Annotated in this window: 2 protein-coding genes; both read left to right on the plus strand. The window is 46.9% G+C overall.

Features of this window, described 5'->3' with window-relative positions; genetic code table 11:
• Positions 1-59 precede the first annotated feature (59 nt).
• On the plus strand, positions 60-488 hold the full coding sequence (locus F7D47_RS06825; RefSeq protein ID WP_153108140.1) for an N-acetylmuramoyl-L-alanine amidase: 429 nt from the start codon (positions 60-62) through the stop codon (positions 486-488).
• A gap of 341 nt (positions 489-829) precedes the next feature.
• The coding region (locus tag F7D47_RS06830; RefSeq protein WP_228113359.1) for an Rpn family recombination-promoting nuclease/putative transposase at positions 830-1649 on the plus strand (820 nt) is incomplete at its 3' end.

The following is a 1649-nucleotide window of genomic DNA, read 5'->3' on the forward strand; positions in this document are numbered from 1 at the left end:
ACTGACAGCTCTCCTCGGGGCGTTGGGCGTTTCGGCAGGTGGACTTTAGAAGGATGCCTATGAGAGACATCAATATGATAGTGGTGCATTGCAGCGGCAGCCGCTGCAATCACCGTTATACGATGAAGATGCTGCGCTACGACCATGTGCATAACAACGGCTGGACTGACATCGGCTACCATTTCTACATCACGCTGGATGGAGTGGTTCATGCCTGTCGCCCGGTAGAGCGTATGGGTTCTCATGCCATCGGTTACAATGCGCACAGCATAGGCATCTGTTACGAGGGTGGTCTTTCGCCATCGGGCTGCATCAGCGACACCCGCACTCCTAAGCAGAAGGAGTCGATGAAGCATCTGATTCTGGAACTTCACCACCGTTTTCCGGGCATCCGTACCATCCTGGGGCATCGCGATTTGCCTGGCGTTCAGAAAGCCTGTCCGTGTTTTGATGCCACGAAGCTTCAGTACCTCCTGGATGCTTCCTGATTCTCTTCCATTAAGAGGGTTTTTCAAGAGCAGAAACCCTCCGAATTTATTTAACAAGTTAGGGCGCATCCCAATCCGATGCGCCCTTTTTCTTTGTCGTCATATTTCTTTCATTCAACACTCAACATTCAACATTCAACACTCACCATTCAACACTCAACACTCACCATTCAACACTCAACACTCACCATTCAACACTCAACACTCACCATTCAACACTCAACATTCAACACTCAACATTCACCATTCTCTTACTTTTTCAGAAACTTTTCCTAGAAAACTCTTGCGGGTTTGAAAATAAAGTCGTAACTTTGCGGCATGGATATTTAAAACAGATGATTATGAAGCAGGTAGAAGAAAGATATATCAGCTTGTTGACCGACTTCGGTTTCAAGCGAATTTTCGGAACAGCAATGAACAAGGATTTGCTCATTTGCTTTCTCAACAGCTTGTTTAATGGCAAACAGGTTGTAAAGGACGTATCGTATCTGAATCCGGAGCACGTAGGAGATGTCTATACCGACCGCAGAGCCATCTTTGATGTATATTGCGAGGGCGAAAACGGTGAGAAGTTCATCGTAGAAATGCAGAATGCCTATCAGGCGCATTTCAAGGATCGTTCCCTCTTCTACTCCACCTTCCCGATTCGCGAACAGGCACCCAAGGGGAATGAGTGGGATTTCAAACTCAATCATGTCTATACCGTAGCCCTGCTCAACTTCAGCATGAACGAGGATGCCTTCGACAAGGAGAAAATCCGCCATCATGTGCAGTTGTGTGATACCGCTACCCACAAAGTTTTCTACGACAAGCTGGAGTTTATCTATGTAGAGATAGCTAAGTTCAACAAACCCCTGGAACAACTGGATACTCTATACGAGAAGTGGCTCTATGCACTGAAGAACCTCTATAAACTTACCCAGCGCCCGAAAGAGCTATGCGACAAGGTCTTCGACCGTCTCTTTGAGGAAGCCGAGATAGCCAAGTTTACTCCGCAGGAAATGAGGGAATATGAAGCAAGTATGAAGGCATATCGCGATATCAAGAACTCTATTGACACCGCCAAGCGTGAAGGTATAGCTGAGGGTAAGGAAATTGGTATGAAGGAAGGTATGGAGAAAGGTAGAGAAGAAGGCAGAGCTGAAGGCAGAGCTGAAGGCA

Source organism: Segatella copri (genome assembly GCF_009494835.1).
Lineage (GTDB): Bacteria > Bacteroidota > Bacteroidia > Bacteroidales > Bacteroidaceae > Prevotella > Prevotella copri_F.

Coding starts and splice junctions, on each gene's coding strand:
- F7D47_RS06825 (WP_153108140.1), top strand. CDS start 60: ATGAGAGACATCAATATGATAGTGGTGCATTGCAGCGGCAGCCGCTGC.